Consider the following 26584-nt stretch of genomic DNA (forward strand, 5'->3'; position numbering starts at 1 on the left):
GTGGAGCGGCATCCGTTTTTGGACATGCCGGTGGTTCGGTGAGAAGTTAGGAGAAGTGAACTATGAGCAGAAAAGACAAGCTCGCGGCGGCCCTGTTGGCCATCTTCTTGGGCGGACTGGGCATTCACAAGTTTTACCTGGGGATGAAGTGGTGGGGGCTGTTCTACCTGCTGTTCTGCTGGACGGGGATCCCATCGATTGTCGGCTTTATCGAAGGCATTATTTATCTGTTCCAATCGGAAGAGAAGTTCAACCAGAAATACAATCCTGGTCTGATTTAAGGCTTTTCTGACGGCGCTTCCTGTTGCGGGAAGCGCCGTTTTTCATTCCGTTACTGTTTCTTCATCATCATCTTGCCGCGCATCTCTTTGCTCATCATTTTATTCGAGCTGGAGATCACGCAGTTATATTGCTTGCCTTGGTTAATGATCATAAAGGTGCTGACCGGATTTTTAAAATCCTTGTCGATGGTGAAATAAATATAGGCCTGCGGCAATGCGGCCGGTTTAAAGGCGCCGAAGGCATACACATCCGCTAGGCCCAGCGCGGAGAGATCGACCGTCAGCTCTATGGGTTTCATGGAATCCGGCGATGGGAACATCGACTTGGCCGACATCATCATGGTGCTGCTGTTGATGGTGTAATCGGTTTTGACCTTCATGCCGATATATTTCGATTCCGGCATGGAAAGTTCTTTTTGGCAGGCGGCGTCGTGCTGCGGCGCCGGGCTGCCGTTTTCCATCACGGCGTGCACGTGTTCCAGCATCACTTCCGCGTTGCCGTTGGTAGGTTGTGCATCGGCCGCGTAAGCCGCGCCGCTGAAGGCGGCTACAGAGGTAAGGATAATGCCCGTAACGATTTTCATTGTCGGTCTCCGGAATGCTAATAATGATATTAATTGCGGTGTGTAGCCTATTGGCCTGATAAAACGCAAAGTGACCCGTTCCGTGGAGATAAAATATCCTCGGAATATTGCTGGAAAAGAGTTTTTCTTCCTCGCGGTAAGCAAGGTTGTGTTAATTTTTTAAGCGCCTTTCTGATTTTTTATTCGGTATTTTTTCCTGCATATAAATAGTATGTCTAAACATAGTCAATGTTTAGAATATGTACAAATTATTGCGATTTTTTCTCTTTACGCTTTCTGTTTTTTTAATCGAACAATAAATATTTATTGAGATACAGAGAGTTATGTTTTTACGCTGGGACCACTCGGTGAAGCGTTATTTATGTGATCTTCATAGTCACAGAAATAACGCTGAAATTATTACCTTTCTATTTAACGGCTAATTATTCATGGCATAGGCTTCAACCCCACTAACCGCCTGAGCTAGAATCAGGCGGTTTTCTCTTCGAAAAGGATATCGCCATGGCCGCCTGGGCGCTTTTGATCGTCGGTTGGTTATTGATTTGGCAGGATCACCCGGTTTGGGGTGTGCTGTGCATCGCGCTGTTTGCCGCGCTGCAATGGGCGAAGTACGCCGCTAAAAGCGGGCAAGAACCCGAAGAAGCGGCAGAGTGGCGCAAGACCGACTGGCTTTCGCAGCCGATTGAGATGGCGCACGCCGGCGACAGCGACCGGCAGATTGGCGGCGTGGGGGAACTGGGCATGGGCGGCCCCAGCTTTTGGACGCTGCTGCTGCGCGACGGGGCGATTGTGCATGGCGCCTGCGCCGCGCCGCAGGACGTGGACGATGGCAAGCTGCGCCTGATACCGACCCGCAGCCGCGAGGGAGAGGAGCTGACGGTATACGAGCCCGCCGCCCGGGCGATGTATGCGCTGCCTGCGTTGACCGATCGCGAGCTGGGAGCCTTGGCCGCCGGTTCCGCTGAGGCGCTGGCGCGGCTGCGGGCGACGTGTCGGCAGGTGGAGGCCACGCCGTTGCACCTTGTGCGCGGTCTGTGGGTGCCGCAGTGGGTAGCGGATCCGGCGGATCGGCTGGAGATCACGTTGCCCAGCGGCCGCGTGCTGGCGGCGCGCGCGATGTTGCCGGCGGATCTGCGCCAGGCGGACGATCCTGCCGCGCTGCTGCACACGCCGCCTTATGAACTGTTGCTGGATAACAGGCCGACCGATCGCTTCGTGCGCGATCTCGAACGCGTGGCGGGATCCCCGTCGGGTGACGGTTTGAGCGTCGGCGGCTGCCAGTTCCGCGGCGAGCATATCGTCGATGGCCTATACCATCTCTACTTCGCCGGCGAGTGGTTCAGCCTGCTCTCGTATGCGCATAAACCGGCGGGCGGGCGCGGTTCGGACACCACCTTTTTCGTCGAGCGGGTCGAGCCGCAAGACGGCGGGGTGTTTGTGATTGAATGGGATGCCTACAGCGTGGGGCCAGGCGGGCGTGAGCCGCGCGTGCCGGCCCCGCCGGTATTGGTTATCGCGGTAAGTTGGCAGGAAACGCCGCTGCAGTTGCCAACGGCCAACAACCGCGTGACCGTGCGCTTGCCCAACGCCACGGCGTAAGGCTTAAGGCAGCACCCTGACTTCGCCGTTGTGCAATGTCAGCACCGCGATCGGGCTGCCGGAGAAGCACTCCCTAAAGATCCAGTCGCTGGGCCGAAACGCCGCCGCAGGCAGCCCGGCCTGCCACTCCTCCCACTGCGGGGTCGGCTTATCCGGCGGTAAAGAGAAAGAGACCAGCCAACCGGCTTCGCAGTGCACCGTTTGGCCGGTTGGACGGGTGAAGGTATGCGCACCTGCCAGCTCCATCACCGGCGGTAAAACCTCGAAGGCGATGATCGGCACGCCGGCCACGCTCTGCGGCTGAGGAAAGCGCACGGCGGTCACGCCGTTCATCGTGATGGGGCTGTCTTCGGTGCCGGGCTGGCGCGGCTCCTGCCGGTTTACCCAGCTGCCTTTCGGCAGGGTGATTTCACCGAACGGTTTTGCCGCCTCGAGCGTCAGGTAACTGCGCCGATTCCAGCGTTCTTCCGCCCGCTGGCTCTTGAGATCCTGAAGGGCAATGTCGATCAGCATCAGCGCGAACGCCACCGGGTAGATCGCCAGCGCCGAGGCCAACAGATAGCCGCCCCAGGAAAGCGGCGGGCGCGGGCGGCCGCAGCGGGCGGCGGCGTATCGCCAGCCCCACCAGGCGAGCAGGATGCCGGCGAGCAGCAGGGCCAATAACAGCGCCAGCAGGCCGGCGGCGCCGGCGCCATAGCCTAACAGCATGGCAAGTTCCTTATGTTCACGGCGTGGTGGAGTGATAGCGAACGAAGTAGGGCAGCGCCGGGGTCTCCCCGTCATCGCCATAGTGGCTTTCCGGTTCGATCACGGTTTGGCGCGTGTCGTCGCGCCCGTTGTAGCGGTACTCCAACGGCTGTCGGTAGCGCACTTCGGATGAGCGCAGATCGAAAATCAGCGAAAGACGCGCATCGCCGTTATCCGTTTGGGCGACCAGCTTGTCGTTGCCCGCCCACAGCTGATACAGCGATTTATCGCCGTTTTCCAACAGCACCGCCAACTGCCCGTCGGATTGATACCGCAGAAGCTGATACAGCCCTCTGTCCAGCGTTTGGGCGATCAGGTAGATGCCGCCATCCGGCGCCTGCGCGCTTTCCTTGACGCGCACCGTTAGCCAATGCAGTTCGGCCACCTCGCCGGTTTTGCCGTTAACGGCAATGTGCAAGGCGCCGGAACCGAGCACCGGGTTCATCCAAAACAGCACGCGATCGCCATCAACGGCGGTAAAGATCTCGGGCATGGATTTGCGCTTACCGGAGGCGTAAGCCGTCGGTGACTCCTCCTCGCCGCGCTCAAAGCCCAGCAGCTGTCGCTCATCCAACAGCGCCGGCAGATCCAGCGTCTGCCGCCAATGGGCGCCAAAGTCCGGGCTGTAGAATACGCCTTCGGTGCTGATGAAATACAGCGCGCGCTTTCCCGACAGCGCCACCAGTTTGCCGCCGATAAAGGAAGGCAGATTGTCGTCGCCCTCCGGCCAGGGGATCAGCGCCCCGATGGTGCCCCGTTGCACATCGACCAGCCGGCGCCCTTTGGACAGAAAAAGCACGCACTCCTGCTCGACGCAAACCGCATCGTAGATTGATTCGTCGAGTTGCCCCAGCATCTGCAACCCCTTCGGGCCGGTGAATAACACCTGGCTGAGGTAGTTGGCCGCCCAGCCGTAGAAGCTGTTGTAGGCGCTGGTCTCACTTCTTTTGCTGATGAGCAGCAGAGCGCCGTTCTGCGCCGGGTAGCTGTGGATGAGATCGTAACGGGCTATTGTCGGCAACGCCTCGTCGCTCTGGGTCCATTGCCACTGTGCATAGCGTTGTTCAGGGGCGAGGAAATAGACGCCCAGCGCGCTGGCCAAAAACAGCGTCAGGATAATAAGGGGTCTTTTATAAAGCGCTAGCGTCATCATTTCAGCTCCGTCACCTGTTCCTGCCGCCATAGCCTGCGGCGCAGATTGCGCAGGTATTTGAACGTCTTAAACGTGCGGTGCTGCTCAAAAGCGTAGAGGCGGCAGATCTGGGCGAAGCCCTCGATCAGCAGCGCCAGGCCGCTGACCATCAGCATCATCAGCAGCAGAATCGGCGGCAACTCACTGCCGAGGCGCTTCAGGGTCCAGGCATCCAGGTAAAAGCCCGCTGGGGTATCGGCGTTATCCCACACGATCAGACCGAGCATCAAACACATCATGATCGCGCCCAGGATGAAAACGACACGCGCGCTCAGGTTAAGGCCGGCTTCGGTGAAGTAGCGATTGCCGCCGATGAGATAGGTCTGGCGGTCGCGATGATTGATGATCCCACGCACCGTAGGCAACTCGGGGACGGTGTCGTTCTCGCAGTACAACACCTGCAGCGGATCGCCCTTAGCGATGAAAAGCGGATGCTGCCGACGAAATACCGGATGCAGTTTGGTCGTGGGGACGTTGAGCGCGCGGGTCGTCACCGCGAAGTGCGTCTCGTTCTGACGCCACGCGTAAGTGTCCAAATACTGCACCTGCCGCGGGATCTCATAGTGGCGAAGTTCGTAGCTCAGGGCGTTGACCGTCTCGATGCCGGAGGCCTCGACGCCGTCAGGAAGGGGAAGTGCGGTCTGCAGCGGTGCGGTCGTCGGCACGGCGTCTTTGCGGACGGCCCGGTATCTGATGCCGGGGATTTTCAGGCTGAGCGAATCGGGCGGCGTGACGTCTTGCCCCAGCAGCACGCGATCCAGCGCCCTGAGCAGGCGCCTGCGGCCGCGATGCCCGATCAGCAAGAGCTCTGAACCGACGAACAGCACCATGCCGATGCCGATGAGGCCGGCGATGATGGCGATAAAGAACAGGACGATGGTCAGCCAGGAGTCTTCCCGGTCCATGATGAAAAAGGCGGCCGGGAAGCCACCGGCCAGCGCCGCGCCCAGCACCAGCAGGGCGAAATATTTCAGCTTGTATTTAAGCGTTCTGTCGGGTTCCAGCCGGCCTTTCGTGCCGTGCAGCAGCCAGTGCAGCCAGTAGCTGCCGTCACGCAGGCGGTGAGCGCCAATCTTCACCCGATCGCCGGTGGCGAGCGTGGCCAGCAGATTTTCGCTGTCGCTGAAGTCGTCACGGTAAAAAAAGAACGTCTGGCCGGAGGCGATGATCCTCACCAGGTTGTCGGGCGCCGTCTGCTGGCAGGCGCATTGTTCGACGGTCACATTAAAAAATTGGGTTTGCATGTCATTCCCTGTCAGCGGGCGTGGCCCGAAAAGTCATCCCTGGCGCCGGGTATTCAGCGTTTTTTCATCAATGGCAGCATGCGCACCAGCGCATTGTCCTTGACGATGTAGTGATGGAACAGCGCGGCGGCGGCATGCAGGCCGATCAGCCAGTAGCCGAATGAGGCCAGCGTTTTATGCCAGCCGATAATCATCCGCGCCTGCGGCCGATCGGCCACGTCGGTGAACGGCATCGACAGGCCGAACAGATACCACTCCTTGCCGCCCAGATAGCGCGAATACACCCCCAGCACCGGCAGCGTCAGCAGCAGCAGATAAATCAGGGTATGCGTCAGGTGCGCCAGGCCGGTTTGCCACTTCGGCGGTTTGGGCGCGATGGCGGGCGAGGGGCGGCGCCAGCGCAGGAGCAGGCGGGCCAGCATCAGCGCAAACACCGTCACGCCGCTGCTGAAGTGGGTGATAACCAGCGCGTACCACGGTGCGCTGCCCGGTTCGGCAAAGCCCCGCAGCTCGATGGTGACGCAGGTGATGACCAGCAGGATCGCCACCAGCCAGTGCAGGCGAATTTGCCACGGCATATAGGTGTTCTGCACCGGGTTACCTTTTGATGTTAAAGGGTCTATGCGCCGATGGTAACGAAATGTTACATCGGAGGAAAGCGCGTGCGCGCAATTTAGGCAAAACGCCAGGCTCAACTCACTTATTAAGCGATTGGTTTAGTGGGGTATGCGCCAGGCGGTAGAGGGGCATCGTAAGTTGAGAAGCTAATGGACGACAGTTTCCGAGGCTGGCAGCTTATTAAGCGATGAAGCGGATTACGCCGCAGCCCTCGCTGCGGCGCCTGGGATCAGTTCAATTTGGCCTTGGCGAAATCGCTGCCGTTCACGTCCACCACGTAGCCGCTCAGGTTGCTGCGGGTGGCGTAGAATACTTTGCCGGTGGCCAGCGGCAGCCACGGCGCCTGTTTGGCGAAGATCACCTGCGCCTGTTGGTACAGCTTGGCGCGCGCCTGCGGCTGGTTCTCCTGGATCGCCTGCTGGATCAGGCTGTCATAATCCTTATCGCACCAGCGCGCCACGTTGGCGCCGCTCTGCACGCCGGCGCAGCCGAGCAGGGTGGCGAAGTTGTCCGGATCGCCGTTGTCCGAGACCCAGCCGTACAGTGCGCTCTGCTGCTCGCCTTTGCGCAGCCCGGCCAGATACTGGCCCCACTCCCAGGTGACAATCTTGGCCTTCACGCCCACCTTCGCCCAGTCGCTTTGGATCATCTCGGCGATGCGCTTCGAGTTCGGGTTGTAAGGGCGCTGTACCGGCATCGACCAGATGTCGGTCTCAAAGCCCTGCTCCAGCCCGGCTTGCTTCAGCAGCTCGCGCGCCTTCTGCGGATCGTAGGCGTACTCCGGCAGTTTATCGTTGTAGCCCAGCATGCCCGGCGGCAGCAGCGAATTGGCCGGCGTGCCGCTGTCTTTGAACACCGCGGCGACGATCGCTTTCTTGTCCACCGCATAGCTCAACGCCTGGCGCACCAGCAGGTTGTCGAATGGTTTTTTCTGGGTGTTGAACGCCAGATAGCCGACGTTCAGCCCGGTAATGTCGTGCAACTGCAGGTTGCCGTCGGCCTTGATGGCGGCGAACTGTTCCGGCAGCGGCGCGGGGATGATCTGGCATTCGTTGGTTTTCAGCTTGGCCAGCCGGGTCTGCGGATCCGGCGTGATGGAGAAGATGAGGTGCTTGCTGGCCACTTCGCCCTGCCAGTAGTGCGGGTTGGCGATGTAGCGGATCAGCGAATCCTGCTTGTACTGCTGCAGCGCAAACGGCCCGGTGCCGATCGGCCAGTTGTCGACGTATTCCGGCGTGCCCTTTTTCAGCATCGCGTCGGCGTACTCGGCGGACAGGATCGAGGCGAAATCCATCGCCCAGTCGGCGACGAACGCGGCGTTGGGCTGGCTCAGCGTGAAGCGCACGTGGTGTTCGTCCACCGCTTCCACCTTGGTGATCAGCTTATCCAGACCCATGTCGGTGAAGTATTCATAGTTGCCGCCGGAGACCTTGTGATACGGGTTGGCCGGATCCTTCTGCCGCATCACGGTGAACACCACGTCTTCGGCGTTGAAGTCGCGCGTTGGGGTGAAGTATTTGTTGCTGTTGAATTTTACCCCCTGGCGCAGGGTAAAGGTGTAGGTCTTGCCGTCCGGGCTGACGCTCCACTCGGTGGCCAGCGACGGGGCGGGCGTTTTATCGCTTTCGCGCAGCGTCACCAAGCGGTTGTACAGCACCTGCGAGGTGGCGATAAAGGTCGGCCCGGAGCTGGAGAGCTGCGGGTTGAACGATTCCGGCGAGGCAACGGTGCAGTACACCAGCGCATCGGAAGCGGCCAGCGCGCCGCCCGCCGACAGCAGGCCGCAGCCAGCCAGCACCAGCGCGGCGATTGGGTGTTTTAAAAACGTCAAGGCAAGATCCTCAGGTGGAGTGGGCCGTTACCGGCGAATTGAATTAACTATAGATAACGGATGGCGAGACCGGGAACAAGCGTCTCACCTGCGCATTCTGTGCGCCGCGCGTTGCTTGCCAAACCGCTTTACTCGCTCTCGCGCTTGTGGTCGGCATCATAGCGCTCGCGAGCGGCGTCCAGCTCGGGGAAATGGTATTCCGCCCAGCGGTCCAGCGCCGTCAGCGTCTCGACCAGCGAGCAGGCGACGGCGCTGAGCCGATATTCCACATGTGCCTGATTTTTTTCACTGAAATCCAGCCGTTCGAGCAGCCCGTTGCGTTCCAGCTGGCGCAGCGTTTGCGTCAGCACCTTCTGCGAAATGCCGTCGATGCGGCGCAGCAGTTCGCCGTTGCGCATTGGCCGCTGCGCCAGCGCAGGCAGGATCAGCATCACCCACTTGCCGGAGATCAGCGCCAGCGCATCGCGCGCGGAGCACTTGCTCGAATAGACGTCGCCGGGATAAGCCATTGGGGGTTACCTTCAGGTGCGTAATTGCCAAGGGTGCGATAAAGCCACAGCATAGCAGCACCACCTTACAACGGGAGAAACAGGATGAACGTGCTGATTGTGCTGGCTCACCCCGAGCCGCATTCCTTCAATGCCCATTTGGCCGAACAGGCGCGGCAGGCCTGCCTGGCGCAGGGCATCAGGTGAAGACGGTCGATCTGTATCAGGAGGGATTTGATCCGCGCGAGGGCGCCGGCCATTACCCCAGCAGAAAGCAGGCGGACAGATTTGATGCGATGCAGGAGCAGCGCCATCACTGGACGACTCAGGCGCTGCCGGCGGAGATCCGGCGGCATATCGAGCTGCTGCACTGGGCGGATACGCTGGTGCTGCAGTTTCCTTTCTGGTGGTTCGGCGCGCCGGCTATCATCAAGGGCTGGATGGATCGGGTGTTCGTTTACGGCGGGATCTACGACAGCCGCCACCGCCATGAGAACGGCGTAATGCGCGGCAAACGGGCGCTGCTGACCGTCACCGCCGGCGCTTCCGCACAGGCCTGCGCGCCGAACGGGCGCGACGGCGATATGCGGCTGATGCTGTGGCCCATCATGCATGCGTTGCACTATATCGGTTTTAGCGTGCTGGAGCCGTTCCTGGTCTATGGCGTGTGCGGCGGGTTGGCGGGCGAGGCTCTGCAGGCGCAAAACGCCGCTTTGGCGCAGGTGACGCAGGCGTACCGGGACGGTTTGAACGCGTTTTCCGCCTGGCCGGCGGTGCCGTTCAACCGCAATGAAGATTTTGACGCCGATCTGGCGCTGAAGCCCGGCGCGCCGGTGTACAGCCCGTTCGTGCGGCATTGCGATCCGGATTAGAATCCGGCCTTCAGCAGTTCCTCGCGCAAATCGTCGATAATCGCCGGTTCGATGTCGGGGAACTGCTGCTGAATATCGGCGATGGCTTCGGCCACGCTCGGGCCGGCGAAGGTGCCGGAGAAGGGCAGCAGCGGCAGGTTCGCGTCGCTGTCCGGCAGTTCGCCGCGGATGGTGCCGGTGATCATGCCCGCTTTTTTTTCCGCCGTGAGGTCGTACTCTCCCACGCTTTTGTCGATCGGTTTCATTGGCCGCCTCGCTGTCGGTGAGTGTTTATCCTGTCTGTTAAAGCATAGTGTTTCAGGCAATGAATACCAATCAATGTATATAATATTAATATAAAACAATGTGATGCGCGTTTTGTCGTTTGACGTTCGCCGGGGGCCGGCGCTATGCTCTTGGCGCTAAAGGAACCTTCCTCACTGACAGGGACAGACGACATGAAAAGACTGAAAAGCGCGGCGCTGTTGTTGCCGCTGTTGGCGCTCAGCGCCTGCACCCATCACCTCAGCAGCGCCGAGCGGCACGCCAAGCACTACATTTATCAAACCCGCGACGATTTCGATCCGCAATTCCGCACCGATGTGAACGGCAGTATTAAGAACGCCGTGCCGATGTTCGAACAGTTCTACCAGCTGGGGAAAAAGGATCGCGCGGCAGGCGTGGCGCGCAGCGAGGCGCAGAAAAAGGCTGACTATCTGGCCAGCCCGGAATTCCAGCAGAACATGGAACACAAAACCATTTTCATCAACCGCACTTACAGCGGCTCCGACAACCCTAAACGCCGCCAGGTGTTCTCGCAGGAAGCGGTGGGCGCGTACTGGGACGGTTACGAAGGGCGCTGAACATAATCCCTCACAAATAGAAGGTAATAAAAACTGGTCTTCTGGCGGTTATTTGATTATAAAAACCGCCGCTAAGGACGATGTTCATAGATGAAACCAGGAGTGTTTATGTTGGCAAAAGTTAAGCGTTCGTTCGCCGCCGCCGTCGTATTGATGTTGGCGCTGCCCGCGGTTCAGGCCGCGGATTACCGCGCGGGCGAGCAATACACCCGGCTGGATAAGCCGGTGGCCGCCGCGCCGGCGGTGGTGGAGTTCTTCTCCTTCTACTGCGGCCCTTGTTATCAGTTCGCCGAAACTTACCGTGTGGGCAGTACCGTGGCGCAGGCGCTGCCCGCGGGCGAGAAAGTCACCAAATATCACGTCAGCCTGATGGGCAAACTGGGCAATGCGCTGACCGAAGCCTGGGCGGTGGCGACGGTGCTGGGCGTGGAAGACAAGATTGAAGGGGCGATGTTCGACGCGGTGCAAAAACAGCGCGCCGTCAACAGCGCCGACGATATACAGCGGGTGTTCACGGCGGCCGGCATCGATGCCGCCACCTATGAAAACGCGCGCCACAGCCTGCTGGTCAAAGGGTTGATCGCCAAGCAGAATGAAGCGGTGAAAGCGTTTGACGTGCGCGGCACCCCGTCGTTCTACGTGGCTGGCCAATACAAGATAGACAATGCCGGCATGGCCGCCACCAGTGTTGAAGGCTACGCCAAAGAGTACGCGGCGGTGGTGCGTTACCTGTTGGACAAACAGCCTTAAGGTGGTTCTCCCTTCGGCACCCGATGATCTGTGATCGCGGTGCCAAATCCCCCGCTCGCCATTGATTGTGTGTTAACGGATTGTTATGGTGATTTTCTGTTCAACGGCGCAGCGACGCCGGCGTTTGAAGGGAGAGATCATGACGGCATTGGCAACGCTCCGCGACGCCGGCTTCGAAGAGTGGCTGGGCAAAATCAACACCGCCTGCGGCAGGTTCTGCGCGAAAACGCTGGGGCCGGGTTTCAGCGGGGCGATGCAGGAGTTCCGCGCCCATGCGCTGCGTCTGAGCGTGGTCGACGTGGCCCAGGCCCGGCTGTATCGCACGCCGCGTGACATAGCCCGCAGCGACGGCGCACACTTTTTTACCGTCTTCCAGCTGCGCGGCAGTGCGTTGATGGAGCAGGGAGATCGCCAAACGATGCTCTCTCCCGGCGACATGACGCTGATCGACGCCTCACAGCCCAGCAGCTTCACCTTCCAGCGCGATTCGCGCCAAATCTCTTTGCTACTGCCGCGCGGCTGCCTGCCGCTGCTGCCGCCTTGCGCGCAGCGTCTGGGGGCGGAGCTGAGCGCGGTGCGCCTCAGCCGCCAGCTGGTGCTGAGCAGCATGCAGGATCCTCAGCTCGCCGCGGCGGAAAGCGAGGCGGTGCTGAATGCGCTGGCGGCGCTGCTGCGCCCGGCTCTGGCGCTCGAACAGGCGCGGCCGGAGGGGCAACACCCGGTCTTTGACAAGGCGCTGGCGCTCATCGACAGGCATATTCAGTCGGCGCAGTTGCGTCCTGAGTGGGTAGCGGCCGAGCTGGGGGTATCGTTACGCAGCCTGTATCGGCTGTTCGCCCGTCAGGGGCTGGTGGTGGCGCAGTACATCAGGAACCGCAGGTTGGATCTGTGCGCGCAGGCGCTGCGCAGCGCCGCCGGGCAGGAAAAGCTGGCCGGCATTGGCCTTGACTGGGGCTTCGCCGATCACAGCCATTTCTCGACCGCTTTCAAGCAGCGTTTCGGCATGTCGCCGAGCGAGTACCGTCGACAGTATCAATAAGTCAGGGCGCGGGCCAGGCCCGCGCCGCTGCACTCAATAGCGGATGCAGACCGATTTCGACTCGGTGTAGGCATCCAGCCAATCCGGGCCGAAATCACGGCCGCTGCCCGACTGTTTGAACCCGCCGAACGGCATGTTCGGGTCGATCAACGTATGGGTGTTGACCCACACGGTGCCGGCCTGAATGCGCGGCGTAAACGCCATCGCCTTTTGCAAGCTGGTGGTCCACAGGCTGGCGGTCAACCCGAAGTCGGTGTCGTTGGCTTTGCTCAGCGCCTCTTCGGCGCTCGCCACCCGGATCAGGTTGACCACCGGGCCGAACACTTCCTCGCGCGTCAGGTTCAGCCGGTCATCCGGGTTGATCACCAGCGTCGGCGGAATGTAGAAGCCGTTGGCGTCCGGGCCGGCCGCGCCGCCGATAAGCTCAGCGTTTTTCGCCCGGGCGTCGTCCAGGTAGGCCGCCACCTTGTTGCGGTGCGCGAGCGACACCAGCGGGTTGATTTGTGCCCCGGTATCCATCCCCGGCCCGACTGACAGCGATTTCACCGCCTGTTCGAATCCGGCCACCAACCGATCGTAAATCGGCGCTTCGATATAAATTCGCGAGCTGGCGGCACACACCTGCCCCTGGTTGAGGAAGCTGCCGAGCATCAGGCCTTCGATCACCTGCTGCGGATCGGCATCTTGCAGCACGATGGCCGGGTTTTTACCGCCCAGCTCGAGCGTCACGCGGGTCAGGCGATCCGCCGCCGCGCGCGCGATGCTTTTGCCCACCGGCGTGGAGCCGGTAAAGCTGACTTTGGCGATCAGCGGATGTTCGGTCAGTGCCTTGCCGCACACGGTGCCGCGGCCGGTGACCACGTTGAACACGCCCGGCGGTACGCCGGCTTCGCTCGCCAGTTCGGCGATGCGCAGCAGGGTGAGCGGGGTGGTTTCCGACGGCTTGATGACGATGGAGCAGCCCGCCGCCAGCGCCGGCATGACTTTCCACATGCCGATCATCAGCGGGAAGTTCCAGGGCACGATGCCGGCGACGACGCCGATCGGCTCTTTGCGGGTGTAAACCTGATATTTGGCGCCCGGCGGCATCGGAATGGACACGTCCAGCGTCTGACCGGTGATTTTGGTCGCCAGCCCGGCGGTGTAACGCATCCAGTTCAGGGTGCTGCCGACTTCGAAAGCGCGGGCGATGTTGATGGATTTGCCCTGCTCCAGGGTTTCGAGCTGCGCCAGCTCTTCGGCGTGCTGCTCCACCAGATCGGCGAAGCGCAGCAGGATGCGTTCGCGCTCTACCGGCAGACGCTGCGCCCAGACGCCTTCGCTGAAGGCTTTGTGGGCGGACTCCACCGCCTGCGCCACGTCGTGTTCGTTGGCGTCGGCGGTGGTGGCGATTTGCTGCCCATTGGCGGGGTTATACACCGCCAGGCGGCCTTCCGCGGCGGACGCGCGCCACTGGCCGTCGATATACAGCCCATGCTGACGATCGAGAAAACGCGACACGCTATCCAGCACGGCTACGGTATTGTCAGACATACATCCTCCGATCAGATTCATCAGGTTATCGTTAACCCTGAGAGTCTAGATCAGCGGTAAAGCGGCGGCTTTGCTCTGCCTGACATTCGATTTGTCCTGCGTGTCATTTTGCCGTGACGGAACAGTAAACCGCGGCCGGCGGGCGCCGGCCGGGAAGGATTACGAACTCAGGGTTGCCAGACGGGTGGCGAAACCGAGGAACAGCAGGCCGATCAGGCCATTGCCGAGCTTCGCCAGGCCTTTCTTGTGGTTGAAGAAATGCGCCAGCATCGCGCCGGAGAAGATCAGCGTGCTCATGTAGATAAAGCTGACGGCTTCAAGGATCAGCGCCAGAATGGTGAACGACAGCCCGGTGTGCGCGTAGTTGAAATCGATGAACTGCACGAAGAACGACACGTAAAACAGAATAGCTTTCGGGTTGGTCAGGCTCAGCGTCAGCGATTTGCGCAGAATGCTGTTGCCGCCCTCAATCTGTTGCTGTTGCGCCTGCGCCTTCTGCACGAAGGTGGCGTAGAGGATTTTTGCGCCAAGGAACAGCAGGTAAATCGCGCCGAGAAAACGCACCAGGGTAAACAGGAACGGCGTGGTGCGGATCAGCGAAGCCACGCCGATATAGGCGCAAAAGATCAGGATCGCATCGCCGATAAACACGCCCAGCGCCGCGGTATAGCCGGCGCGCACGCCGCGCGATATGCCGGTTTTCAGCACGTACAGCGTATTCGGCCCCGGCAGAATGATGATGAAGACCACCCCGGCCAAATAGGTCCATAAATTCAGGACGCCAAAACTCTCTAACACAATAACCTCTCCATGCGCGCAACTAACAGGCAGAAACACTGGCCACGGCCCGTGGCCGGCCGCGATCCTAACGCCGTGCAACCGGGTTGGCAACGTAATAAACTTCATGTTGTTGGTTAAAAATTGTCGAAAGATTGTTGAAAACGTCGGCGACGAATTAAAAAGCAAGAGTCGGCGTGTTTCGCCAACGGCCCGTCACTATGCTGGTTAACATCGAAACCGCAGTGAGGAACGGATGATGAAAAACGTAATCGACAGCGCCGATCCGCGCTGGCTGGCGATTGTCAGCCGCGACAAGCACGCCGACGGCCGCTTTATCTACGCGGTGAAAACCACCGGCGTGTATTGCTCGCCTTCCTGCCCGTCACGCCAACCGAATCGGCAAAACGTGGAGCTGTTTGACGACGCGGAGCAGGCGGAGGCGGCCGGCTATCGGCCCTGTAAACGCTGCCGGCAGGGGCTGACGCCGCTGACGGAACAGCATGCGCGGCAGATAGCGGAGGCCTGCCGCTATATCGAGCAGGCGGAAAAAGCGCCGTCGCTGCAGACGCTGGCGCGCCATGTCGGGTTGAGCCAATACCATTTCCACCGGTTGTTCAAAGCGATCACCGGCCTGACGCCGAAAGGCTACGCCGACGCGCAGCGCAGCCAACGCTTACGCGCCGGTCTTACGCAGCGGGAAACGGTGACCGACGCGATCTTCGACGCCGGTTATGGCGCCAACGGCCGCTTCTACCAGCAGGCCAACGCCGCGTTGGGCATGACGCCGAAGGCCTATCGGGCGGGCGGCAAAGGCATGCGCATCCATTTCGCCGTCGGGCGCTGTTCGCTGGGCGAGATCCTGGCGGCCCAGAGCGAGGTGGGCATCTGCGCCATTCTGCTGGGGGACGATGCGCAGCAGCTGGTGCAGGATCTGCAGGACAAATTCCCCAACGCCGAGCTGATCGGCGGCGACGCGCAGTATGAAGCGCTGATGGCGCAGGTGGTGGGCCTGATTGAAGCGCCGGAGAACGGGTTGGCGCTGCCGCTGGATATTCGCGGCACCGCGTTTCAACAGCGGGTCTGGCGGGCGCTGCAGGCGATACCGGTCGGCGAAACCGTCAGCTATGCCGATATCGCTCGGCGCATTGGGGCGCCCAAAGCGGTGCGCGCGGTAGCCGGCGCCTGCGCCGCCAACATGCTGGCGGTGGCGATCCCCTGCCACCGGGTGGTGCGCAACGACGGCACGTTGTCCGGCTACCGCTGGGGCGTCGATCGCAAGAAAGCGTTGCTGGAAAAAGAGGCGCAGCGATGAGCGGCGCGCTGGCGACCCGGCTGGCCGAATTGGACTGGGCAGCAATTGAACGTGAACTCGATGCGCAGGGCTGCGCGCGTCTGCCGGGCGTGCTCAGCCAAGACCTGTGCCGCGAGCTTTCGGCGCTTTACCCGCAGGATGCGCATTTTCGCAGCCGCATCGTGATGGCGAAGCACGGTTTTGGCCGCGGCGAGTACCGCTATTTCGCCTATCCGCTGCCGCCGCCGGTGGCCGAAGCGCGCAGCCTGATGTATGCGCGGCTGGCGCCGGTGGCCAACCGTTGGAACGCCTTGTTGGGGCTGGCGGCGTGCTATCCCGCCGCACATGAAACCTACCTGGCGGAATGCCACCGGGCCGGCCAGCGGCGGCCGACGCCGCTGCTGTTGCGCTACGAAGCGGGGGATTACAACTGTCTGCATCAGGACCTGTACGGCGAGCGAGTGTTTCCGCTGCAGGTGGCGTTTCTGCTCTCCGCCCCCGAGCAGGACTTCACCGGCGGCGAGTTCGTGCTGACCGAACAGCGGCCGCGGATGCAGAGTCGGGCGGAGGTGGTGCCGCTGCAGCAGGGCGACGCAGTGGTGTTCGCCGTGCATCACCGGCCGGTGGAGGGAGTGAAAGGCTACTATCGGGTCAATCTGCGCCACGGCGTCAGCCGAATACGCGCCGGCCAACGCCATACGCTGGGGGTGATCTTTCACGACGCGCTATAGCTTGCGCGCCAGCAGGGTGGCGAAGCGCAGCGAGATGCGGTTGCCGGCGGCGTCGGTCTTGTGCAGTTGGCCGACGTCTTCGTTGTATTTGAGGATCTCCCAGCCGCGATAATAATGCTTCAGCTCACCCGGCCGGAAGGTAAACGGGAACGGCAGCGGGCAGGGATAATCCTCGGTATCCATCGCCGCCACGATCAGGTTATGGCCGCCGCGCACGGTGCTGTCCTGCATGTCTTGCACGATATGCGGGATCTGTTGCCGCTCGAGGAACATCAAGACCACGGTGGACAGGATAAAGTCGTATTCGCCGCTGAAGCGGTGGGTGTTGAGATCCTGCACCCCGGCGCTCAGGCGGGTTAATTGCTCGGCGTCGATGATCTGGTTGAGGCGGGCTATCGACGGCGCATGCTTGTCCCAGGCGGTGACATCGAAACCTTTCAGATTGAGGTAGAGCGAATTGCGCCCGCCGCCGCAGCCCAGATCCAGCGCTTTGCCCGGCGCGATGCGCGCCGCCGCCTCAACCACTTCGGAGTGAGTGCGCGTCAGTTCGTATTTCTTGTGGTAGTAATCTTCCGGCGTGCAGTAAAACGCCAGCCGGCAGGTCATGTCGGCCGAGAAGGAAACGATGCGGTGCCACTGCTGCGGCGCGATAAACGGCGGCTGGCTTTCAGGGCTAAACTGCCAGGTCTCGGTGGTGGCGCCGTCTTCGGTCATCATGGCGAACGTCAGGCTGCCGCTCAGCACGGTGAGCTTCGCCCAGGTGCCGCTCTGGGTGTTGTGGCGCTGACGAAAGGCTTCCGGCAGCGTTTCGCTGTTCCATTCCGGCAGGGTTTTATAGCAAAGCAACTGCTGCTCCATAGGGGACTCCTCTGGCTGGGCAAGCAAAGTGATTTATATGATGTATATAAAATACATCTTTATCGATCGTTTGAACATAGCAGCCTGAAGGAAAGGCGCGGCGAGATCTTTATACTGGATTGTGCGCGGCGGCTGGGCTAATTTCAGTGCTGTTCATGTCATCACGTTCAGGGAAAAGATGCCGATACGCCGTTTATGCCACCCGAAGCCTCTCCGTTTGCTGAGCCTGGCCGCGCTGCTGGCGCTGGCGGGTTGTACCAGCAAAACCACCACCACCTCGCCGGCGGCGCGCCCCGCCGATGTCAAAGCGCGACTGATGACGCTGATCCCGGCCAATGCCGGCGATCGTCAGGGTTGGGCCACCGATATCACCGCCGCGTTCGCCGCGCAGGGCATCGAGCCGAGCGATGAGAACCTGTGCTCGGTGCTGGCGGTCACCGAACAGGAGTCGACGTTCCAGGCTAACCCGCAGGTGCCGGGGCTGCCGAAGATCGCCTGGAAAGAGATCGACCGCCGCGCCGATCAGATGCACATCCCGAACTTTTTGGTGCATACCGCGTTGAAGATCTCGTCGTCGAACGGCCAGAGCTACAGCGAGCGCCTGGATAAGGTGCGCACCGAAAAGGATCTGAGCGATATCTTCGATGACATGATCGACCGCGTGCCGATGGGGCAGAAGCTGTTCGGTCATTTGAACCCGGTTCATACCGGCGGCCCGATGCAGGTGAGCGTCGCCTTCGCCGAGGCGCATGCCAAAGGGTATCCTTATCCGGTTGACGGTTCGATTCGGCGCGAAGTCTTCAGCCGACGCGGCGGCATGTACTTCGGCATTATGCATTTGCTGGGGTACCCGGCCGACTATAGCCGGCCAATTTACCGTTTTGCCGACTTCAACGCCGGCTGGTACGCCAGCCGCAACGCGGCGTTCCAAAACGCGGTCAGCCGGGCGAGCGCCATTCCGCTGGCGCTGGACGGCGATCTGATCGACTTTGGCAGCGACAAGCCCGGCTCCACCGAGCTGGCGGTGCGCACGCTCGGCAAGCGCCTGAACATGAGCGACAGCGCCATTCGCCGGGCGCTGGAGAAAGGCGACACGGCCGGCTTTGCCGATACCGACCTGTATAAGAAGGTCTATGCGCTGGCGGGCGGCAAGCTGCCGCGCGAGATGCTGCCGGGCATCCAACTGGAAAGCCCGAAAATCACCCGTAAGTTGACTACCGCCTGGTTCGCCAAGCGGGTGGATGAACGCCGCCAGCGCTGCATGGCGCGCGCCGGCGGGTAACGGCATGAAAAACGCCGCCGGTGGCCTGAGTCACCGGCGGCGCGATCGCGCATCAGGCGCTGCGGCGCGGGTTGGTCAGGCCGAAGTTAAAGCTGTTGCAACGGTTGCAGAACTCTTTCATCACCGGCGGCGTGTCCATCATCGGCACTTTCACCTCGATAAACGCCAGCCTATCCTGCCGCGAGGCGTGTTCCAGGGCCATTTCCAGCTGTTGCGTGGTTTCCACCGCCACGCTGAACGGCTGCGATCGAGTATTCAGCACCGCCGGCAGTTTGGCGTAGTCCCACGGGCTGATGTCGTTGTAGGACGAGCTTTCGCCGAGGATATAGCGTTCGATGGTGTAGCCGTCGTTATTGATCAGGAAGATGATCGGCTTTTGCTCGCAGCGCAGCAGGGTGGACACTTCCTGCGCGGTCAACTGGAAAGAGCCGTCGCCGATGAACAGCAGGTGGCGGCGTTCAGGGGCCGCCATCAGGGTGCCGAGCAGCGCCGGCAGGGTATAGCCGATCGAGCCCCAAATCGGTTGGTTGACCACCTTGACGCCGTCCGGCATGCGCATGCCGCCGATGGCCGCGCCGGAGGTGCCGTTTTCCACCACCACCACGTCATCCGCCCGGATGAAGCGCTGGATGCGCCGCCACAGATAGGCCTGGTCTATAGGCGCGTCGCTCGGCGTCGCCAGCTTCTCATGCGGGCTGGCCAACGGAGTCAGGGGCTGCGCCGACGCGTCTTCGCTCAGATCCAACAGCGCCTGCAGCAGATCCGCCGTCGACACCGCCGGGTAGGAGGTGTTGTCCAGCTTCATTGAGAACGGTTGGATGTCCACCTGAGCGGCGGCGGGAATGTGCTGGGAGAAATAGCCGGTGGTGGAATCCACCAAACGCACGCCGAAGCTCAGCACGCAGTCCGAGTGGGCCATGTGTTCATACAGTTCGGGGCGCGACAGATTGCCGCTGTAGCCGCCCATCCAACCGGCGGTGTTTTCCGGGATAATGCATTTGGCGGTGGGCATATTGGTCAGCGGAATGGCGAAGCGGTGAGCGACCGCGATGACCAACTGCTGCAACTGGTAGCGATCCACCATTTGATCGACCAACATGATTGGGCGCTGTGCGCGTTTGATTTTGGTTAACAGCGCCATCGCCGCTAATTGCACATTGTATTTATCGCTGGCCGGTAATTGCGGTGCCGTCGCCGCCGCGGCGATTTCAATTTCCACATCGCAAATATCCGACGGCAGCTGTAAATACACCGGTTTCTTCTCTATCCAGGCGCGGGAAATAACGCGTGGGATTTCTTGTGCGGCATTTTCCGGCGTAATCAAGGCTTGCGCAACGGTGAATTGTTTAAAGCAGTTCATGACGTTGTCGAAATTGCCATCGCCCAGGGTATGGTGCAAGAGCTGGTGATTTTTCATTGCATGCAGCGGCGGCGTGCCGGCGATGCAGATAACCGGCGAAGATTCGGCATAGGCCCCGGCGATGCCGGACAGCGCGGCCAGATCGCCGACGCCGTAGGTGACGATCAGCGCGCCGGCGCCTTTCATGCGGGCGTAACCGTCGGCGGCGTAGGAGGCGTTCAATTCATTGCAGTTGCCGACAAACGCCAGCCGCTCGTCGTTTTCCAGCAGCTCCAGCAGGCTGAGATTATAGTCGCCGGGCACGCCGTAAATACGATCGACGTTCAGGGCGTGAAGCTGTTGCAGAATGAATGACCCGATAGTTATTTTCATTGATTGCTCCGAATTATTTATCTTTATTTTGTCAGGCGAAAATCAGCAAAAATAAATTGCTGGCGATGTTGTGTCGTTAGCATTAACAGTTATTTAAAGTGTCGGCTTGTTCAAGACAGGCGTGGCAGCTGATGAATCGGCGGTTTGTATTCGGCGCTTTACGCGATTGAATAATGTATAAATAGTGTGGTTATTATGCAGGAGGACGGTGCGGTATTTTTCCCTGGCGGTATATCGACAGAAAAATGGCGGCGTATTGGCATTTATCATGATGCAGGGCGAATCATCCGGTACTTTTGACGCCGCGTTAAATCCCATCGGGTGGCGTAACGCTCTTTTGCTGGTAAATAAAGGCAGAAGCCGGCGCAAAGGGGCATTTTGGTGATCCGCCGCACGCTTATTTCATGAAACCATCGCGCAACCAATCAAAAAACAAAAAATTAACAATGTCGCTTTTTTATTCGCGTCGTGTTGTCAGTTTTACTTTACGGGGCTGCAATGCGCGCCGCCTCGGGCCGGCGTAAAAAAGCGTCGTTACGGGCGCTAATATAACGTGGCGACCATCACATTCCTTGGGGCCGATACGTAAACTTTTCTTTACGTGTGCCTGGATGGCGTATACCTACCAAAGGGCCTGCGTCCCAGCTGGGCTCGTCTGAGGGGGAAATAGCCATGAAAAGCTATCGACAGGCGCTGGTACTGATTCATGAGGAGCGTGATGGGTTGCCGTTGCCGCGCGTCACCCTTCGGCGTTTTAAAATCGACTGTTCGGCCTTATTCTCTGGCGTTCGTGAACCGCCTCGATGTCGATGTGTTGGTCAAGCACCTGGCCCGCGAGTAGCGAACGACAAAGCGGACTTTTCCCACGGTTTTGCCGTCCGAAAGGCGCTAACATGCAGATGTCGGTGCAACCCGTTATAAACCAATGCGAATTTTCCGATGCTAAGCTTAACCAAGGCGAAACGGGCGTTGGATAAATTGGATACAGCTTGATCTTGCCTGGGCTATCGGTAAAAATCTTCGGCCGTATTTTTACAGGAGCTTTACCATGTTTCTCAAACGGACTCTGTTGGCATGTTCTCTGGCGTTGATATTTCCTGCACTGCCTTCTTACGCTGAGGTTAGTACAGAAAGTGGCAATACCGCGCAGGCCGAAAAACCGGGTCTATGGCAGCGCTTTACCCATAACGTGTCGGAGACCTGGAACAATTCGCCGAACCACGATCTCTATATTCCGGCCATCACCTGGCATAACCGTTGGACTTACGATGACGAACATATCGATAAGTACAACGAGCGCCCGTGGGGCGCCGGTTACGGCATCTCCCGCTACGACAGCGACGGTGACTGGCACGGCATCTACATCATGGCGTTCAAGGACTCCTTCAACAAGTGGGAGCCGATCGGCGGCTACGCCTACGAGAAGATCTGGCGTCCGTTGGATGACAAGGATTTCCGCCTGGGGCTGGGTTTCACCGCCAGCGTCACCGCGCGCGATAACTGGAAATATATCCCTATCCCGGCGCCGCTGCCGCTGGCTTCTATCGGCTATCAGCGGCTGACGTTCCAGGCGACCTACATTCCCGGCACCTATAACAACGGCAACGTGTTCTTCGCCTGGCTGCGCTGGCAGTTCTAAACTTCCTGAATTCCGAAAAACGGCGCGGCGGCGAGATAAAAGGAACTTGTCGCCGCAGGCGGCGTCGGAGAGGTATCCCGGCGCGCTGCGCCGATTGCATGCCGTTCTTACAGGAGTTTTATCACTATGATCACCAAACATCGTTTACTGCTGGCTTTGGCGCTGTCCGCGACCCTGGCCAGTGGCGCCACCCAGGCCGCCGGTCTGATGGATTCTCTCAACAGCGCGGCGGGCGAACTGAGCAAGTCTGGCGGCGAAAGCGGCGGCGGCATGTCGCTCTCCTCGTTGACCGGCCTGCTGAACGGCGGCGACAAGGCGTTAAGCTCCAGCAGCATGACCAACGCCGCCGGCATCCTGCAGTACTGTGTGAAGAACAACGTGCTGTCGGCTAACGGCGCCGAAGGGGTGAAAGATCAGTTGCTCAGCAAACTGGGCATCACCAGCACTGAAAACGCCAAGAGCCAGGATTATCAGCAGGGCCTGGGTGGCTTGCTGCAGACCGGTGAAGGCAAGAGCCTGGATCTCAACAGCCTGGGCACCTCGCAGATCACCGAGAAGGTGAAACAAAAAGCCTGCGATCTGGTGCTGAAACAGGGCAAATCCTTTATTTCATGATCAACCCACGGCGGAGCGTTCCGCCGTGGGTATTTTGCATAAGCTGGAAAAATGAAAAAAACGTTGATGCTTTCCCTGTTGGCAGGGATGACGATGTTGCAGGGGTGTTCCGTGAAATCCAACGATGCGCCGCCACCGCCGCAGGTGAAACCGATCGGCATGGCGAATCCGGCCGACGTGTATTGCACCAAAATCGGCGGCAAGCTGAACGCCAAAGAAAACGCGGCGGGCCAGTATTCGACCTGTACGCTGCCGAATGGGCAGGAAATTGAAAGTTGGGAGCTGTTCCGCCGCGATCATCCGGTGAAAAAGTAACCTCTGCGGCGCCGGCGACTCTGCCCGGCGCCCGATCAGAATTGCCGATCGCCTATCGACTGCAGCTGCAGGCTGCCGTCCTTTTGCAGCGATAACGGTATGCGCCAATCGCTCCGTTTATCCAGGTTGAACGGCCTGGAGCGGAACATGCAGCCGGTCTTGATGTTCTTGATTTTCATCACGTGTTCCGCATCCGCATTCATTTTAACCTCGAAGCTGCCGGCGGCCGGAATAAAGACTTCCGCCAGCTGCTGCGGCGCGGCGGGCGTTTCCATTTTGACCAACACCGCGAAATCGTTGCCTTGATTGTCCAGCGTCAGCCGATGCAGGCCGGTTGCGGGCAGGCCGGTCGGCTGATGCAGATAGCCGGCTGACGCGGGCCAGGGTTGCCCGGCATTATCGTGCAGCGGCCCGCCGCACTGTTCACGCGCTTCGCGCTGCGGCATTTCGCGCTTGATGGCGCGGTTGTGATCGGTGGGAGCGGCGAGGCTGAATTCGTCGTCATACTGGTGGGTGAGCAGATAGCGCTTGACGCCGAGCACCCCGAGGGCGACCAGCATGAAGAACAGAAATACCCTCAGGCGATTTTTAAAAATCAGCCCAAACAGCTTCCCGGGTAATTGAAACAGCCACCTTGCGATCGTCAATAACATCGTTTTCCCTTTACGCCCAAGCCGTTACGTCTGCGGTAACTTCGCTTGCCTCAGTATAGCCAAAGCGTCGCCACCGGGCGGCATGCGCCATGAAATTCCTGTTTTTTTATCCTAAACCTTCTTCCAACAGCAACAGCAGCAGGAAGCCGGCAAAGAACATCGCGGCGGCGAACGGGGTTTCCTTTCCGCCTTCATGCGCTTCGACCAGCAGCTCTTCGGTCACCAGGTAGAGCAGGGCGATCAGGCCAAAGGCCAGAAAGGCGGTCAGCCAAAATGCGCCCAGCATGGCCACCGGCGCCCCCAGCAGGCCGCCGATGGGCAACAGCAGCGCCAGGCCGACTATCGCCGCCATGACGCGCAGCCGCCTGCCGAGAAAGTCTTGCAAATCGCCGACGATCGACAATCCCAGGAACAGCACTTCCAGCGTTAACGCCAGCGTCAACAGCAGGCCGGCTTTGGCGCCGGCCGCGAAGGCAATGCCCAGCACCAGCCCATCGATAAAGATATCGACGCCGACCGCGGCGATAAAACCGACCGGCCCCTGCGCTTTTTCGCCCAGACGCCGAACCAGCAACATTAACAGCACCCCCACAGCGCCGCCCAGCAACACCGCCAAAGGCGACTGCTGTTTGAGATCGGGCAAGATTTCGGTGGCGGCGGCGGCGAACACGATGCCGGCGGTAAAGTGATGGATGACGCGCATCGCGGCGTCGCCGGGGCGGCGATAGAGCGCCACCGCTGCGCCGACGACGGTGGCTGCGGCGGGAAACAGCGTATAAAGCACGGCGGAGGTCATCGCGTCATAATCCCTTATCTGTGATGTCACTTTCAGTCTAGACGAGCGCCGCCGCTTGAGTGTTGCCAAAAAAGTGTTTGTCCGATTTTGTACGTTTGTGTACATTTATGATTACTTTAGCATCACCGGATTGACATGATGTCCAAACTGTTACCGAATGAGCGCCATCAGGCCATTCTCGACACGCTCCGCCAACAGGGGCGAGTGCTGGCTCTGGAGATGGCGCAGCGGCTGAATACCACCGAAGCGACCATCCGCCGCGACCTGCGTCAGCTGGCGGCACAGAATCTGTGCAAACGCATCTATGGCGGTGCGCTGGCGCCGACGCCGGCCGAAGGCCCCGTTGCGGCGCGCATTGCCCTCAGCGGTGATGAGAAGCTGGCGCTGGCGCAGACCGCGCTGGGGGTGATCGGCGAAGAACAGCTGATCTTCCTCGATGCCGGCAGCACCCACCTGTATCTGGCGGATCTGTTGCCGCGCGATCGGCGTTTGACGGTGGTAACCAATGCGTTGAGCATCGCCGGCAAAATGCTGGAACGGCCGGGGATCCGCACCATCCTGATCGGCGGCGAACTGGATGCGCAGGTCGGCGGCTGCGTGGACGCCAAGGCGGCGGAAGAGATCGACGGATTTCATTTCGATCTGGTGTTCACCGGCATTTGCGCCTACGACCCGGCCGGCGGCTTCTCCGCGTTGAGTTACCAGGACGCCACGTTCAAAAAGCGGTTGCTGACGCGCGCCGGCAGCGTGGCGGTGCTGTGCACCCGCGACAAACTCAATACCTACGCCCCTTACCCCTTCCTGCCCGCCGGGCGGGTGGATCATCTGGTGACGGCGCGCGGCGCGCACCCGCAGCTTGAGCAGCAGGTGGCGCAGGGCGGCGGCCAGATCTGGCACAGCGATTTATCGACCGGAGAATGATGATGAAAATAGCCCATGTTGCCCTGTGGACCCGTGACATCGACGCGCAGCTGGCGTTCTGGCAGCGCTATTTCAACGGTGAAGCGGGAGAGGAGTACGTCAGCCGCAATCGGCCGGGGTTCGTTTCCCGCTTCGTCAGCCTGGCGGCCGGGCCGACGCTGGAGATCATGCGCGTGCCGACGTTGCTGCCGGCGCAGGCGCAGGAGGAGCGGGTGGGCTGGGCGCACATCGCGCTGTCGCTGGGGGATGAGCGGCAGGTCGATCGGTTGGCGCAGCGCGCACGGCAGGAGGGCATCTTGCTGTCCGCGCCACGCTGGACCGGCGACGGCTTCTACGAGGCGGTCATTCGCGATCCGGACGGCAACGCGATCGAAATCACCGCCTGATTACTCTTCTTCAATGCTGGCGAACTGCTCACCCAGATAGTCGAGCAGCAGCCGCACCGCCGGCAGCAGGCCGCGGCGCGACGGGTAGACCGCGTGCACCACGCCGCCCTGCGGCTGCCAGCCAGGCAACAGTTGCACCAGCTCGCCGCGCAGCATGTCGTCGCGCATCATCATCGCCGGCAGTTGTACGATGCCGGCGCCGGCGATGGCGGCGGTGCGCAGCATCAGCATGTCGTCGGTGACCAGCCGCGGCGTGTGTTCCCACTCCACCCGTTCACCCTGCGGGCCGGTCAGCCGCCATTGGTGCTGAGCGCGCGCCGGGCCGAGATCGAGCGTCGGGTATTTACGCAGGTCTTCCGGCGTTTGCGCCGGCCCGAGGGTGCGCACCAGCGCCGGGCTGGCGGCGACGCACCAGGTGCGCTGCGCCAGGATCTTCAGCACCAGATCGCTGTCCTCCAGCGGCGGCGGCCGCACGCGGATCGCCAGATCCAACCCTTCCCCCACCACGTCCACCCGGCGGTTGGTGGCCTCCAGATGCACCGTCACCTTGGGATAATCGGCCATAAAGGCCGCCACCATGCTGCCGACGCGAGTGTGCAGGATCGCCACCGGGCAGGACATGCGCACCGTGCCGCAGGGCTCGGCGCGCGTCTGCTCGATCGCCTGCTGCGCGGCTTCCGCTTCCACCAGCATCGCCTTGCAGTGCGCGTAATAGGTTTGGCCGACCTCGGTCACCGAGAAGCGCCGCGTCGAGCGTTGGATCAGGCGCACGCCCAGCCGCTCTTCCAGCAGCGCCACGCGGCGGCTGAGTTTGGATTTGGGAATGCCCAGCGCCCGGCCGGCGGGGGCGAATCCCTGGTGATCGACCACGCTGGCGAAGAAAAACAGGTCGTTCAGATCGGTCAGCATCGCATCCCTTATCGTTCTACCAGTAGAACGCTGAGTGTACATCTTGCCTACTACTG

30 protein-coding genes are annotated in these 26584 nt (G+C 60.6%); 15 read left to right on the forward strand and 15 right to left on the reverse strand.

The window, feature by feature from the left end:
* Positions 1-62 precede the first annotated feature (62 nt).
* Positions 63-281 (forward strand): TM2 domain-containing protein, encoded by a 219-nt coding sequence (locus SERRSCBI_RS04375; protein ID WP_033641985.1) that lies wholly within the window; start codon positions 63-65, stop codon positions 279-281.
* Between the two features lie 50 nt (positions 282-331).
* Here SERRSCBI_RS04375 and SERRSCBI_RS04380 read toward each other — a convergent pair whose 3' ends face one another.
* The gene (locus SERRSCBI_RS04380) at positions 332-865 is read right to left on the reverse strand and encodes a hypothetical protein (RefSeq protein ID WP_042783744.1); all 534 of its coding nucleotides are present in this window, start codon (positions 863-865) and stop codon (positions 332-334) included.
* A gap of 501 nt (positions 866-1366) precedes the next feature.
* Between SERRSCBI_RS04380 and SERRSCBI_RS04385 the strand changes: the two genes are divergently transcribed.
* A complete protein-coding gene (locus tag SERRSCBI_RS04385; protein WP_042783745.1) occupies positions 1367-2464 on the forward strand; it encodes a hypothetical protein in 1098 nt (365 codons plus the stop codon).
* A gap of 3 nt (positions 2465-2467) precedes the next feature.
* Here SERRSCBI_RS04385 and SERRSCBI_RS04390 read toward each other — a convergent pair whose 3' ends face one another.
* The 6 genes from SERRSCBI_RS04390 to SERRSCBI_RS04415 form a co-directional block, all read right to left on the reverse strand.
* Positions 2468-3172, reverse strand: a complete 705-nt coding sequence (locus SERRSCBI_RS04390) for a hypothetical protein (protein WP_042783746.1) — start codon at positions 3170-3172, stop codon at positions 2468-2470.
* A 16-nt stretch (positions 3173-3188) separates the two neighbouring features.
* Complete coding sequence (locus SERRSCBI_RS04395) at positions 3189-4364, reverse strand: hypothetical protein (protein WP_042783747.1); 1176 nt, start codon at positions 4362-4364, stop codon at positions 3189-3191.
* Positions 4361-5647 carry a hypothetical protein gene (locus SERRSCBI_RS04400; RefSeq protein ID WP_042783748.1) on the reverse strand — a complete coding sequence of 429 codons (1287 nt, stop codon included), beginning with the start codon at positions 5645-5647 and terminating at the stop codon, positions 4361-4363. The genes SERRSCBI_RS04395 and SERRSCBI_RS04400 overlap by 4 nt, the downstream gene beginning before the upstream one ends.
* A gap of 53 nt (positions 5648-5700) precedes the next feature.
* Positions 5701-6225, reverse strand: coding sequence for a cytochrome b561 (gene cybB / locus SERRSCBI_RS04405; protein WP_042785646.1), 525 nt, complete (start codon positions 6223-6225; stop codon positions 5701-5703).
* 269 nt (positions 6226-6494) lie between these two features.
* Positions 6495-8096: an ABC transporter substrate-binding protein gene (locus SERRSCBI_RS04410; protein ID WP_042783749.1), complete on the reverse strand. Its 1602-nt coding sequence runs from the start codon at positions 8094-8096 to the stop codon at positions 6495-6497.
* 128 nt (positions 8097-8224) lie between these two features.
* Complete coding sequence (locus SERRSCBI_RS04415) at positions 8225-8605, reverse strand: helix-turn-helix domain-containing protein (protein ID WP_042783750.1); 381 nt, start codon at positions 8603-8605, stop codon at positions 8225-8227.
* An 84-nt stretch (positions 8606-8689) separates the two neighbouring features.
* Between SERRSCBI_RS04415 and SERRSCBI_RS24990 the strand changes: the two genes are divergently transcribed.
* Positions 8690-8791 (forward strand): NAD(P)H-dependent oxidoreductase, encoded by a 102-nt coding sequence (locus SERRSCBI_RS24990; protein ID WP_232230738.1) that lies wholly within the window; start codon positions 8690-8692, stop codon positions 8789-8791.
* Positions 8788-9456 carry an NAD(P)H-dependent oxidoreductase gene (locus SERRSCBI_RS04420; RefSeq protein WP_232230739.1) on the forward strand — a complete coding sequence of 223 codons (669 nt, stop codon included), beginning with the start codon at positions 8788-8790 and terminating at the stop codon, positions 9454-9456. Before SERRSCBI_RS24990 ends, SERRSCBI_RS04420 begins: the two co-directional genes overlap by 4 nt.
* Here SERRSCBI_RS04420 and SERRSCBI_RS04425 read toward each other — a convergent pair.
* A complete protein-coding gene (locus tag SERRSCBI_RS04425) occupies positions 9453-9701 on the reverse strand; it encodes a hypothetical protein (protein WP_004940639.1) in 249 nt (82 codons plus the stop codon). The two genes, SERRSCBI_RS04420 and SERRSCBI_RS04425, sit on opposite strands and share 4 nt — an antisense overlap.
* Before the next feature lie 192 nt (positions 9702-9893).
* On the opposite strand from SERRSCBI_RS04425, the gene SERRSCBI_RS04430 reads away from it, so the two are divergent.
* The 3 genes from SERRSCBI_RS04430 (at position 9894) to feaR (ending at position 12087) form a co-directional block, all read left to right on the forward strand.
* On the forward strand, positions 9894-10298 hold the full coding sequence (locus tag SERRSCBI_RS04430; protein ID WP_042783751.1) for an Exc2 family lipoprotein: 405 nt from the start codon (positions 9894-9896) through the stop codon (positions 10296-10298).
* Between the two features lie 108 nt (positions 10299-10406).
* Positions 10407-11048: a DsbA family protein gene (locus SERRSCBI_RS04435; RefSeq protein WP_033651040.1), complete on the forward strand. Its 642-nt coding sequence runs from the start codon at positions 10407-10409 to the stop codon at positions 11046-11048.
* Positions 11049-11187: 139 nt separating this feature from the next.
* A complete protein-coding gene (gene feaR, locus SERRSCBI_RS04440) occupies positions 11188-12087 on the forward strand; it encodes a transcriptional regulator FeaR (protein WP_033651181.1) in 900 nt (299 codons plus the stop codon).
* Positions 12088-12120: 33 nt separating this feature from the next.
* Here the strand turns inward: feaR and SERRSCBI_RS04445 are convergent, their stop codons facing one another.
* Together SERRSCBI_RS04445 and leuE are read right to left on the reverse strand one after the other, a co-directional pair.
* Positions 12121-13620, reverse strand: a complete 1500-nt coding sequence (locus SERRSCBI_RS04445; RefSeq protein ID WP_042783752.1) for an aldehyde dehydrogenase family protein — start codon at positions 13618-13620, stop codon at positions 12121-12123.
* 159 nt (positions 13621-13779) lie between these two features.
* Positions 13780-14418: a leucine efflux protein LeuE gene (gene leuE / locus SERRSCBI_RS04450; protein WP_033641999.1), complete on the reverse strand. Its 639-nt coding sequence runs from the start codon at positions 14416-14418 to the stop codon at positions 13780-13782.
* A gap of 238 nt (positions 14419-14656) precedes the next feature.
* On the opposite strand from leuE, the gene ada reads away from it, so the two are divergent.
* Both ada and SERRSCBI_RS04460 read left to right on the forward strand, forming a co-directional pair.
* The gene (ada, locus tag SERRSCBI_RS04455; RefSeq protein ID WP_042783753.1) at positions 14657-15712 is read left to right on the forward strand and encodes a bifunctional DNA-binding transcriptional regulator/O6-methylguanine-DNA methyltransferase Ada; all 1056 of its coding nucleotides are present in this window, start codon (positions 14657-14659) and stop codon (positions 15710-15712) included.
* On the forward strand, positions 15709-16422 hold the full coding sequence (locus tag SERRSCBI_RS04460) for a 2OG-Fe(II) oxygenase (RefSeq protein ID WP_042783754.1): 714 nt from the start codon (positions 15709-15711) through the stop codon (positions 16420-16422). Before ada ends, SERRSCBI_RS04460 begins: the two co-directional genes overlap by 4 nt.
* On the opposite strand, the gene tehB is transcribed toward SERRSCBI_RS04460, so the two are convergent.
* Complete coding sequence (tehB, locus tag SERRSCBI_RS04465; protein ID WP_042783755.1) at positions 16417-17280, reverse strand: SAM-dependent methyltransferase TehB; 864 nt, start codon at positions 17278-17280, stop codon at positions 16417-16419. The genes SERRSCBI_RS04460 and tehB overlap by 6 nt on opposite strands.
* A 178-nt stretch (positions 17281-17458) precedes the next feature.
* Between tehB and SERRSCBI_RS04470 the strand changes: the two genes are divergently transcribed.
* Positions 17459-18562 carry a DUF1615 domain-containing protein gene (locus SERRSCBI_RS04470; protein WP_042783757.1) on the forward strand — a complete coding sequence of 368 codons (1104 nt, stop codon included), beginning with the start codon at positions 17459-17461 and terminating at the stop codon, positions 18560-18562.
* A 52-nt stretch (positions 18563-18614) separates the two neighbouring features.
* On the opposite strand, the gene SERRSCBI_RS04475 is transcribed toward SERRSCBI_RS04470, so the two are convergent.
* Positions 18615-20294, reverse strand: coding sequence for an alpha-keto acid decarboxylase family protein (locus SERRSCBI_RS04475; protein WP_042783758.1), 1680 nt, complete (start codon positions 20292-20294; stop codon positions 18615-18617).
* Between the two features lie 1048 nt (positions 20295-21342).
* Here SERRSCBI_RS04475 and pagP point away from each other — a divergent pair.
* The 3 genes from pagP to SERRSCBI_RS04490 all read left to right on the forward strand — a co-directional run bounded on the left by pagP (position 21343) and on the right by SERRSCBI_RS04490 (position 22863).
* On the forward strand, positions 21343-21933 hold the full coding sequence (pagP, locus tag SERRSCBI_RS04480; RefSeq protein WP_033642007.1) for a lipid IV(A) palmitoyltransferase PagP: 591 nt from the start codon (positions 21343-21345) through the stop codon (positions 21931-21933).
* A gap of 126 nt (positions 21934-22059) precedes the next feature.
* On the forward strand, positions 22060-22548 hold the full coding sequence (locus SERRSCBI_RS04485; protein WP_033651046.1) for a DUF2501 domain-containing protein: 489 nt from the start codon (positions 22060-22062) through the stop codon (positions 22546-22548).
* Positions 22549-22599: 51 nt separating this feature from the next.
* Positions 22600-22863: a DUF333 domain-containing protein gene (locus SERRSCBI_RS04490; RefSeq protein ID WP_019454261.1), complete on the forward strand. Its 264-nt coding sequence runs from the start codon at positions 22600-22602 to the stop codon at positions 22861-22863.
* Between the two features lie 35 nt (positions 22864-22898).
* Here SERRSCBI_RS04490 and SERRSCBI_RS04495 read toward each other — a convergent pair whose 3' ends face one another.
* The gene (locus tag SERRSCBI_RS04495) at positions 22899-23516 is read right to left on the reverse strand and encodes a hypothetical protein (RefSeq protein WP_042783759.1); all 618 of its coding nucleotides are present in this window, start codon (positions 23514-23516) and stop codon (positions 22899-22901) included.
* Between the two features lie 106 nt (positions 23517-23622).
* Positions 23623-24312: a hypothetical protein gene (locus tag SERRSCBI_RS04500; protein WP_033651048.1), complete on the reverse strand. Its 690-nt coding sequence runs from the start codon at positions 24310-24312 to the stop codon at positions 23623-23625.
* A 138-nt stretch (positions 24313-24450) separates the two neighbouring features.
* Between SERRSCBI_RS04500 and SERRSCBI_RS04505 the strand changes: the two genes are divergently transcribed.
* Together SERRSCBI_RS04505 and SERRSCBI_RS04510 are read left to right on the forward strand one after the other, a co-directional pair.
* Complete coding sequence (locus tag SERRSCBI_RS04505) at positions 24451-25233, forward strand: DeoR/GlpR family DNA-binding transcription regulator (protein WP_033642011.1); 783 nt, start codon at positions 24451-24453, stop codon at positions 25231-25233.
* Positions 25234-25235: 2 nt separating this feature from the next.
* A complete protein-coding gene (locus SERRSCBI_RS04510; protein WP_033642012.1) occupies positions 25236-25619 on the forward strand; it encodes a VOC family protein in 384 nt (127 codons plus the stop codon).
* Here the strand turns inward: SERRSCBI_RS04510 and SERRSCBI_RS04515 are convergent, their stop codons facing one another.
* A complete protein-coding gene (locus SERRSCBI_RS04515) occupies positions 25620-26528 on the reverse strand; it encodes a LysR family transcriptional regulator (RefSeq protein ID WP_004940584.1) in 909 nt (302 codons plus the stop codon).
* Positions 26529-26584 lie beyond the last annotated feature (56 nt).

This window comes from Serratia sp. SCBI (assembly GCF_000747565.1).
GTDB lineage: Bacteria > Pseudomonadota > Gammaproteobacteria > Enterobacterales > Enterobacteriaceae > Serratia > Serratia ureilytica.

Bases quoted from the DNA above. Each gene is read 5' to 3' on its own strand.
- SERRSCBI_RS04375 (WP_033641985.1), top strand. From the start codon at position 63: ATGAGCAGAAAAGACAAGCTCGCGGCGGCCCTGTTGGCCATCTTCTTG.
- SERRSCBI_RS04380 (WP_042783744.1), bottom strand. From the start codon at position 865: ATGAAAATCGTTACGGGCATTATCCTTACCTCTGTAGCCGCCTTCAGC.
- SERRSCBI_RS04385 (WP_042783745.1), top strand. From the start codon at position 1,367: ATGGCCGCCTGGGCGCTTTTGATCGTCGGTTGGTTATTGATTTGGCAG.
- SERRSCBI_RS04390 (WP_042783746.1), bottom strand. From the start codon at position 3,172: ATGCTGTTAGGCTATGGCGCCGGCGCCGCCGGCCTGCTGGCGCTGTTA.
- SERRSCBI_RS04395 (WP_042783747.1), bottom strand. From the start codon at position 4,364: ATGATGACGCTAGCGCTTTATAAAAGACCCCTTATTATCCTGACGCTG.
- SERRSCBI_RS04400 (WP_042783748.1), bottom strand. From the start codon at position 5,647: ATGCAAACCCAATTTTTTAATGTGACCGTCGAACAATGCGCCTGCCAG.
- cybB (WP_042785646.1), bottom strand. From the start codon at position 6,225: ATGCCGTGGCAAATTCGCCTGCACTGGCTGGTGGCGATCCTGCTGGTC.
- SERRSCBI_RS04415 (WP_042783750.1), bottom strand. From the start codon at position 8,605: ATGGCTTATCCCGGCGACGTCTATTCGAGCAAGTGCTCCGCGCGCGAT.
- SERRSCBI_RS24990 (WP_232230738.1), top strand. From the start codon at position 8,690: ATGAACGTGCTGATTGTGCTGGCTCACCCCGAGCCGCATTCCTTCAAT.
- SERRSCBI_RS04425 (WP_004940639.1), bottom strand. From the start codon at position 9,701: ATGAAACCGATCGACAAAAGCGTGGGAGAGTACGACCTCACGGCGGAA.
- SERRSCBI_RS04430 (WP_042783751.1), top strand. From the start codon at position 9,894: ATGAAAAGACTGAAAAGCGCGGCGCTGTTGTTGCCGCTGTTGGCGCTC.
- SERRSCBI_RS04435 (WP_033651040.1), top strand. From the start codon at position 10,407: ATGTTGGCAAAAGTTAAGCGTTCGTTCGCCGCCGCCGTCGTATTGATG.
- feaR (WP_033651181.1), top strand. From the start codon at position 11,188: ATGACGGCATTGGCAACGCTCCGCGACGCCGGCTTCGAAGAGTGGCTG.
- SERRSCBI_RS04445 (WP_042783752.1), bottom strand. From the start codon at position 13,620: ATGTCTGACAATACCGTAGCCGTGCTGGATAGCGTGTCGCGTTTTCTC.
- ada (WP_042783753.1), top strand. From the start codon at position 14,657: ATGAAAAACGTAATCGACAGCGCCGATCCGCGCTGGCTGGCGATTGTC.
- SERRSCBI_RS04460 (WP_042783754.1), top strand. From the start codon at position 15,709: ATGAGCGGCGCGCTGGCGACCCGGCTGGCCGAATTGGACTGGGCAGCA.
- tehB (WP_042783755.1), bottom strand. From the start codon at position 17,280: ATGGAGCAGCAGTTGCTTTGCTATAAAACCCTGCCGGAATGGAACAGC.
- SERRSCBI_RS04470 (WP_042783757.1), top strand. From the start codon at position 17,459: ATGCCGATACGCCGTTTATGCCACCCGAAGCCTCTCCGTTTGCTGAGC.
- SERRSCBI_RS04475 (WP_042783758.1), bottom strand. From the start codon at position 20,294: ATGAAAATAACTATCGGGTCATTCATTCTGCAACAGCTTCACGCCCTG.
- pagP (WP_033642007.1), top strand. From the start codon at position 21,343: ATGTTTCTCAAACGGACTCTGTTGGCATGTTCTCTGGCGTTGATATTT.
- SERRSCBI_RS04485 (WP_033651046.1), top strand. From the start codon at position 22,060: ATGATCACCAAACATCGTTTACTGCTGGCTTTGGCGCTGTCCGCGACC.
- SERRSCBI_RS04490 (WP_019454261.1), top strand. From the start codon at position 22,600: ATGAAAAAAACGTTGATGCTTTCCCTGTTGGCAGGGATGACGATGTTG.
- SERRSCBI_RS04495 (WP_042783759.1), bottom strand. From the start codon at position 23,516: ATGTTATTGACGATCGCAAGGTGGCTGTTTCAATTACCCGGGAAGCTG.
- SERRSCBI_RS04500 (WP_033651048.1), bottom strand. From the start codon at position 24,312: ATGACCTCCGCCGTGCTTTATACGCTGTTTCCCGCCGCAGCCACCGTC.
- SERRSCBI_RS04505 (WP_033642011.1), top strand. From the start codon at position 24,451: ATGTCCAAACTGTTACCGAATGAGCGCCATCAGGCCATTCTCGACACG.
- SERRSCBI_RS04510 (WP_033642012.1), top strand. From the start codon at position 25,236: ATGAAAATAGCCCATGTTGCCCTGTGGACCCGTGACATCGACGCGCAG.
- SERRSCBI_RS04515 (WP_004940584.1), bottom strand. From the start codon at position 26,528: ATGCTGACCGATCTGAACGACCTGTTTTTCTTCGCCAGCGTGGTCGAT.